This is a genomic window from Siccirubricoccus deserti (genome assembly GCF_014283215.1).
In the GTDB taxonomy this organism is placed as follows: Bacteria; Pseudomonadota; Alphaproteobacteria; order Acetobacterales; family Acetobacteraceae; genus Siccirubricoccus; species Siccirubricoccus deserti.
This window is the reverse complement of record NZ_JACOMF010000020.1, coordinates 84,739-91,760: the sequence shown is the minus strand read 5'-3', so window position 1 is coordinate 91,760 and position 7,022 is coordinate 84,739. Positions and strand designations below refer to the sequence as shown.

Annotated in this window: 6 protein-coding genes and 1 pseudogene; 5 read left to right on the top strand and 2 right to left on the bottom strand. The window is 69.1% G+C overall.

Translation table 11 applies throughout. From position 1 onward, the window contains the following. Positions 1-112: pseudogene (locus tag H7965_RS30980) on the top strand (IS630 family transposase); the annotation flags it as partial. A 30-nt stretch (positions 113-142) separates the two neighbouring features. After that, the gene (locus tag H7965_RS16715; RefSeq protein WP_186771731.1) at positions 143-1,420 is read left to right on the top strand and encodes a rhamnosyltransferase WsaF family glycosyltransferase; all 1,278 of its coding nucleotides are present in this window, start codon (positions 143-145) and stop codon (positions 1,418-1,420) included. 20 nt (positions 1,421-1,440) lie between these two features. Here H7965_RS16715 and H7965_RS16710 read toward each other — a convergent pair whose 3' ends face one another. Next, positions 1,441-2,337, bottom strand: a complete 897-nt coding sequence (locus H7965_RS16710; protein WP_186771730.1) for a polysaccharide deacetylase family protein — start codon at positions 2,335-2,337, stop codon at positions 1,441-1,443. A gap of 69 nt (positions 2,338-2,406) precedes the next feature. Between H7965_RS16710 and rutA the strand changes: the two genes are divergently transcribed. The 3 genes from rutA to H7965_RS16695 all read left to right on the top strand — a co-directional run bounded on the left by rutA (position 2,407) and on the right by H7965_RS16695 (position 6,512). Then, entirely contained in the window at positions 2,407-3,486 is a 1,080-nt protein-coding gene (rutA, locus tag H7965_RS16705; protein WP_186771729.1) for a pyrimidine utilization protein A, read from the top strand. A gap of 127 nt (positions 3,487-3,613) precedes the next feature. Further along, positions 3,614-5,128 (top strand): AAA family ATPase, encoded by a 1,515-nt coding sequence (locus tag H7965_RS31750; RefSeq protein ID WP_186771728.1) that lies wholly within the window; start codon positions 3,614-3,616, stop codon positions 5,126-5,128. Between the two features lie 145 nt (positions 5,129-5,273). Continuing rightward, entirely contained in the window at positions 5,274-6,512 is a 1,239-nt protein-coding gene (locus H7965_RS16695) for an ABC transporter substrate-binding protein (protein ID WP_186771727.1), read from the top strand. An 87-nt stretch (positions 6,513-6,599) separates the two neighbouring features. Here H7965_RS16695 and H7965_RS16690 read toward each other — a convergent pair whose 3' ends face one another. Then, the gene (locus H7965_RS16690; protein ID WP_186771726.1) at positions 6,600-7,007 is read right to left on the bottom strand and encodes a response regulator; all 408 of its coding nucleotides are present in this window, start codon (positions 7,005-7,007) and stop codon (positions 6,600-6,602) included. Between the last annotated feature and the right edge of the window lie 15 nt (positions 7,008-7,022).

The following is a 7,022-nucleotide window of genomic DNA, read 5'->3' as shown; positions in this document are numbered from 1 at the left end:
CGCCGCGCGGACCATCGACGGGCTCTGGGATGCCATCCGCGACGCCCTGCCACGCTTTACCCCGGAAGAGTGCCGAAACTACTTCACCGCCGCAGGCTATGAACCAGAATGATCGGATTCCGCCCTAGACCATATCCGCGGATTGCCTGCCAAGGCGCTGGCGCACCTCCGCCTGCTACGTAACGATCCTGAGCAGTTCGGCCGCAACCTTCTGCAATTTACCAACCCGGCGCTCTACGAGGCACGATTAATCGACCTCCTTGAGCAGCCGCCGCTGCATGTCGCGGTTGCTCCCGGTCTGCTGCCCTCGCTTAACGTGATTCAACCGGTCGTGAGCCCGGAGGCGATGACAGGCGGGCCGAACACCATCGTCCTGTTCGCCGCGCTGGTGGCAGAGTGCGGCGTGCCGGTGCGCATCACCACCACCCGGCGTGGCCACCGGCACGACCCTGTCTGGTTCAACGGCCATGTTGCCCGGCTGCTGGGCCGGCCGGCGCCGTCCGGCCTGCAGGTGGTTGCGGCGGCCGAAGCCGAGGCCGCCACCGTCGGCGCGCAGGATCTGTGGCTGGCCACCCACTGGACCACGGCGCAGGGTCTCGCGCCGGTGCTGCCACGCATGACACGCGACTGGTTCCTCTACCTGGTGCAGGATTTCGAGCCGGGCTTCTACGCCTGGTCCAGCAATTACGCATTGGCGCTCGAAACCTATGGCATGCCGCACCGCGCAGCCATCAACGAGGGCTTCCTCGCCGAATACCTACGTACCCAGGGGCCCGGCCTCTACGCCGATCCCGACTTCGTCGATGCCAGATGCCAGGTATTCGAGCCGGCGGTGGACCGGCGGATCTTCCACCCACCAGCCGCGCCGCGGGCAGGTGGGGCGCGCCGACTGCTTTTCTATGCGCGGCCAACCATTACCAATATGCGGAACCTGCTCGGCCTCGGAGTGCAGGCGCTGCGCCAGGCCATCGGCGACGGCGTCTTCGAGGGAGAATGGGAGTTCCACGCCATCGGCTCGCGCGGCAGCCTACCGCCGCTGTCGCTCGGCGGCGGCCGGATGCTGCACCCAGCGCCCTGGGCCGGGTATGACGGCTATGCCGAGACCCTCCGCCAAGCCGATATCCTGCTCTGCCCGATGCTGTCGCCACATACCAGCTATCCCGTGCTGGAAATGGCCGCCTGCGGTGGCGTGGCAGTGACTAACACCTTCGGCCCAAAGACTGCGGCGGCATTGGCGGCGCTATCGCCCGATATCATCGGCGTGGCGCCCACCCCGCGCGGCTTCGCCGAGGGGCTGCGGGCTGCGGTCGCCCGGGCCGGGCAGCCGCGCCAGGACCGCCTGACCCTGCCGGCGGATTGGGATGCGGTGCTGCGGCCGGTTGCGCAATGGGCCGCGGCGGCGGTCCGCGAGACCGGCTGAGCCTCCGGCACTCGATTCGCCTACCCGGCGGCGTTCGCCTTCACGTAGGCCGCCACCTCCGCATGGGTGGCGAACCACACATCGCCCTTGCCTTTGATGTAGTCGATGAGCCGCTCCAGCAGCACGATCCGGCTGCGATGGCCGATGACATGCGGATGCATCGTCAGCAGGAACATGCCGCCCTCGGCATAAGCGCCGTCGAATTCGGCGCGGAAGATCTCCTCGACGCCGGAGGGCGGGGTGTAGGGCCGCAGCGCGCTGAAACGGACGAAGTTGAAGTAGGGCATGTCGTCGCGGATCCACTCCGGCGGCAGTTCGACGATGCCGGTGGGCTCGCCCTGGTCCAGCAGCTCATAGGGGTCGTCGTCGCTCATCAGGCTGCTGTCGTAGAGCAGGCCCAGCTCGCGGATGATCGCCAGCGTGTCGGTGGAGAAGTCCCAGCTCGCGGTGCGAATGCCGACCGGGCGGCGGCCGCTGAGCCGTTCCAGCACATCGGCGGCGCGGAAGGTCAGCTCGCGCTCGACGCCGGGCGGCAGGGCGGTGTTGGCCTCGTGGATCCAGGAATGGATGCCGATCTCATGCCCTTCGTCGGCCACCGCGCGCACCTCGTTCGGGTGTAACAGGGCGGAGACGGCGGGGTAGTAGAAGCTGGCCTTCAGCCCGTGCCGGGCCAGCAGCGCGCGGATGCGCGGCACGCCCTGGCGGTTGCCGTACTGGCCTTGGCTGATCCGCATCGGGCTTGGGTCGCCGTCGCGTAGCGGAATGGTCTCATGGTCGGCGTCGAAGGACAGGGTGACGCAGCAGCGCGCGCCGCCCGGCCAGGCACGCGGCGCCAGGCTGCGCCCCGCCCGTGCATTGCCGACGATACGGCGCCATTCCTCCTCGGGCCACTCCCATGGCTCCACCGCATCGCTCATCGCCCATCCTCCCTGTGCTGGCACACGGCTTGCTCTGCTCGGCCCGATCTTACGGACAGGGGTGCCACCATGGACATCGGCGTCTTCATCCCCATCAACAACAACGGCTGGATCATCTCCGCCGCCTCGCCGCAGTACATGCCGAGTTTCGAGCTCAACAAGACCGTGGTGCAGAAGGCCGAGGGGTACGGCCTCGACTTCGCCCTTTCCATGATCAAGCTGCACGGCTTCGGCGGGAAGACCGAATTCTGGGACCACGGGCTGGAAAGCTTCACCCTGATGGCCGGCCTCGCCTCGGTGACGAGCAGGATCCGGCTCTATGCCTCGACCGCGGTGCTGACCATTCCGCCGGCGATTGTGGCACGCATGGCCAGCACCATCGACAGCATCTCCGGCGGCCGTTTCGGGGTGAACATCGTCTCCGGCTGGCACAAGGTGGAATACACCCAGATGGGCCTCTGGCCCGGTGATGTGCATTTCGCCAAACGCTACGACTACAGCACCGAATACGTGCGGATCATGCGCGAACTCTGGGAGACCGGGACCTCGGACCTCAAGGGCGAGTTCTTCCAGATGGACCAATGCAAGCTCAGCCCGCGCCCGCGCGCGCCGATCAAGCTGGTGGCGGCGGGGCAGAGCGATCGTGGGATGGAGTTCGCCGCCAGCTACTGCGACTTCAACTTCGCCCTCGGCGAGGGGGTGAACGAGCCGACCAAGGCCGCAGGGGTGCCAGCGCGGATGCTGGAGCATGCGAAGCGGACCGGCCGCGATGTCGGCAGCTACATGCTCTACATGATCATCGCCGACGAAACCGATGAGGCGGCGCTGGCGAAATGGGACCTCTACAATCGTGGCGCCGATCACGAGGCGCTGGCGCATCTCCTCGGCCATGCGGCGCAGGACACCACGGCGCACGAGACCTCGATGGCGGCGGCGATCCAGCGCGCGCCCTCGCCGGTCAACTTCAACATGGGCACCCTGGTCGGCTCCTACGCCAAGGTGGCGCAGATGCTGGACGAAGCGGCGGCGATGCCGGGGGTGAAGGGCATCATGCTTACCTTCGATGATTTCATTCTCGGGATGGATGCCTTCGGCCAGCGCATCCAGCCGTTGATGGGCTGCCGCAGTCATGTGACGCTGGCGGCCTGACCAACGGACCTGCGGGGCTGCGCCGCAACAGCTGCGGTCTTTCCGCCGGCGCGCTGTCAAATTGTATTCACATGACAAGTCGGAGATGGTTCCATTCTCCCAGTTTTGTGATTACAAGAGCGAACCAGTGCCAGACACCCATCTAGACACCCAAGCGATTGCCGCCGGCGCCGATGGTCAGGCCGCCTCCGCCGGCGTCCCACCCGCGCGGTTGCTGTTCGGCGATGACATGAACCCGCCGCTCTCGCTCTGGCTGACGGTGGAGCCCGAGGAGTTGGTGGCGCTCGAGGCCGAGCTGCTCGCGCATTTGCGCTCCGCACTCTTCCCTTCCCGCATCGGCGAGGAGCCGGCACGGCCGGGCGACGATGCCGGGCTGCTGGAATTCGCCACGCGGTTCGGTGCCATCGCCGGCCGCTTCGCCCATGGGCCGGAGCTGGTGCTGGCGGCGACCCGCATCGTCGCCGAGCGTGGCGGGCCGCTGTGCCGGCGCGGCGCCTTGGCCTGCATCGAGGCACTGCACTACCAACTGCACGCCGAGGCGCGCAGCCTGGCGGGCGCCGCGACCAACCCGGTCCGGCTGCGCCATTTCGTGCTGGCGACGCGGCTCGCGGCCGATCTCTGGCTGCGTTTCGTCCCTGGTCCGGAGAGCGCCCGGCCACTCGGTACCAGAATGGCGGAGGCGCTCGGGCTGCCGCTGCCGAAAGCAGCCGAGCCGGTCCCGCCACCTGCCGCGGCGGCACCACCGACCGTACCCGCCGAGCCGCGGGTGACCGTGCTGCAACCCTTCGAGGCGCCCAATGACCGTGCCGAATGGGGAAGCTATCAGCGCCTGACCACGCCGCTGCCATTCCGCTGCGTGCCGCGCGACGCCATGGCGCGGCTCACCGCCCTTGCCAAAGCGGCACCGGCCTTCGCCGCACCATTGTCCGAGGTGCGCCGGACCCTGGCGCTGGCGGCGCACGCCGGCAGGCCTTCGCCGCGGCTCAGGCCGATCCTGCTGGTCGGCCCGCCAGGCATCGGCAAGACCTGGTTCGCCCGCCGGCTGGCCCAGGCGCTGGAACTGCCCTTCGCCTCGCTGAACCTCGGCGGCGCCACCGACAACCGCTGCCTGCAGGGCACCGCGCGCGGCTGGTCGGCGGCGACCCCGGCCTGGCCGGTCGCCGAGATGGCCCGGCTGGCGGCGCCCAACCCGTTGTTCTTCCTCGACGAGATCGAGAAGGCCGGCGGCCAGCGTGATACCAACGGCCGCGCCCATGACACGCTGCTGGCGATGATCGAGCCGGAGAGCGCCGGTGCCTGGTTCGACGAATGCCTGCGCGCCCCGGTCGACCTGCGCCATGCGCTCTGGATCATGGCGGCGAACGAGACGCGCGGGATTCCGGCGCCGCTGCTCTCGCGCCTTTCGGTGCATCAGGTGGCGGCGCCGCCGGCGAGCGCCTTCGACGGCACCCTGGCCGCGCTGCTGGCAGGGATTGCCGAGGACATCGGCTGCGCCTCGGCGGACCTGCCGCCGCTGCCGCCGGAGACCCATGCGGCCTTGCGGCGCAGCTTCGCCGGCCACCGCAACCTGCGCCGCCTCAGGGCGCAGATCGAGGAATGCCTCGGCATCGCGGCGGAAGCGGCACTGGCGGAGGCGCACTGAGGCCAGGGCCGGAACCCGCCGGGGGAGGGGGGGCGGCCCAGGGGCGTGAGCCGCCGCAGTTTCAGCTTCAATCCGCCGGCGGCGCCGTTCATCATCCCGGTGTCGCAGGTGGCCGCGTAGACGGCCCGCGCAGGGAGGCTGAAACATGTCCATGGACCGTAGGGGATTCCTTGGCGCTGCTGCCGCCGCGCCGCTGGCTGCCGGGCTGCCGTACCGCACCGCCCGGGCGCAGGCGGCGAACACCATCAAGATCGGCGCGCTGGTCGATATGTCCGGCATGTACCGCGACGTCACCGGCCAGACTTCGGTCGCCGCGGTGCGCCAGGCGGTCCAGGATTTCGGCCCGCGCGGCTTCAATGTCGAGGTCGTCGCCGCCGATCAGCAGAACAAGCCGGATGTCGGCGTCAACGTCACGCGCACCTGGTTCGACCGCGACGGCGTGGATTGCCTGGTGGATGTCGCCACCTCCTCCGTCGCCCTGGCGGTGAACGACATCTGCCGGGAGAAAAACAAGGTCCACCTCAACAGCTCGGCCGCGACCTCGGACCTCACCGGCCGGCTGTGCTCGCCGAACATGGTGCACTGGACCTACGACACCTGGATGCTGGCAAATTCGGTCGGCGGCGCCACGGTGCGGGCGGGCGGCCACAGCTGGTTCTTCATCACCGCCGACTATGCCTTCGGCCATGCGTTGGAGCGTGACACCGCGGGCTTCGTCCGCGCCGCCGGCGGGCGGGTGCTCGGCAGCGTGCGGACGCCCTTCCCCGGGACCTCGGATTTCTCAGCCTTCCTGCTGCAGGCGCAGGCCAGCAACGCCAAGGTCATCGGCCTCGCCAACGCCGGCTCCGACACCATCAACTGCGTCAAGCAGGCGGCGGAGTTCGGCCTCGGGCGGCGCGGCGTGCGGCTGGCCTCGCTGCTGCTGTTCATCACTGAAGTGCACTCGCTCAGCCTGCGCACCGCCGCCGGGTTGATCGTGACGGAGAGCTTCTATTGGGACCTGAACGAGCGGACCCGCGCCTTCACCGCGCGGCTGCGGCAGCAGGTCGGCCCCAATCCCGCCATCGCCAGCACCCATGCCGGCACCTATGCCGCGGCGCTGCATTACCTGAAGGCGGTGCAGGACATCGGCGTCGCCGCGGCCAAGGCGAGCGGCGCCGAGACGGTGGCGCGGATGAAGGCGATGCCGACCGATGACGACGCCTTCGGCCACGGCACCATCCGTGCCGACGGTCGCAAGCTGCATCCCTCCTACCTCTTCGAGGTGAAGAAGCCGGAGGAAAGCCGAGGCCCCTTCGACTACTACAAGCTGCTGCAGACGACGGCCGCGGACCGGGCGTTCCGGCCGCTGGCGGAGGGCGGCTGTCCGCTGGTCCGGGCCTAGGCACCGCCTCTCCCACCCGCGTGCTCCGCCACCAGCTATGGCTGCCTTGGACGGGCGACCGCCGCTGCAATCAAGGCTGGAGCATGATCAGCCCTGGCGGGACGGCGCCACGTGCCGGACCGCCGCCGCGAGGCCGGCGTAGTCGATAGGTTTGTGCAACAGCAGCAGAGGGCCGTGGCCGCCGCTGTTCTGGCGCAGTTCCTCCGCTCCGCCATCCGGCGGTGATCCGGTCACCACCACCACCGGCAGGCCGGGCCGTTCGGTGCGGAGGGTGCGGATGAGGTCCTCGCCGGTCATGCGCGGCATGTTCAGATCGGTCAGCAGCACGTCGAGCGCGCTGCCGAGCCGCTGCGCCACCCCCAGGGCCTCGGCCCCATCGGCGGCAATGGCGACGTCATAGCCTTCGGCTTCGAGCATGTCGGAGAGGGAAAGGGCAACGAGGGCCTCATCCTCAGCGATCAGGACCCGGATGGAGCTTGGCGTCGCCGAGTGCATGTGTCCCCGCATTTC

Excerpts from the sequence above, each read along its gene's own strand:
- H7965_RS16710 (WP_186771730.1), bottom strand. The coding sequence starts at position 2,337 with ATGAGCGATGCGGTGGAGCCATGGGAGTGGCCCGAGGAGGAATGGCGC.
- rutA (WP_186771729.1), top strand. The coding sequence starts at position 2,407 with ATGGACATCGGCGTCTTCATCCCCATCAACAACAACGGCTGGATCATC.
- H7965_RS16695 (WP_186771727.1), top strand. The coding sequence starts at position 5,274 with ATGTCCATGGACCGTAGGGGATTCCTTGGCGCTGCTGCCGCCGCGCCG.
- H7965_RS16690 (WP_186771726.1), bottom strand. The coding sequence starts at position 7,007 with ATGCACTCGGCGACGCCAAGCTCCATCCGGGTCCTGATCGCTGAGGAT.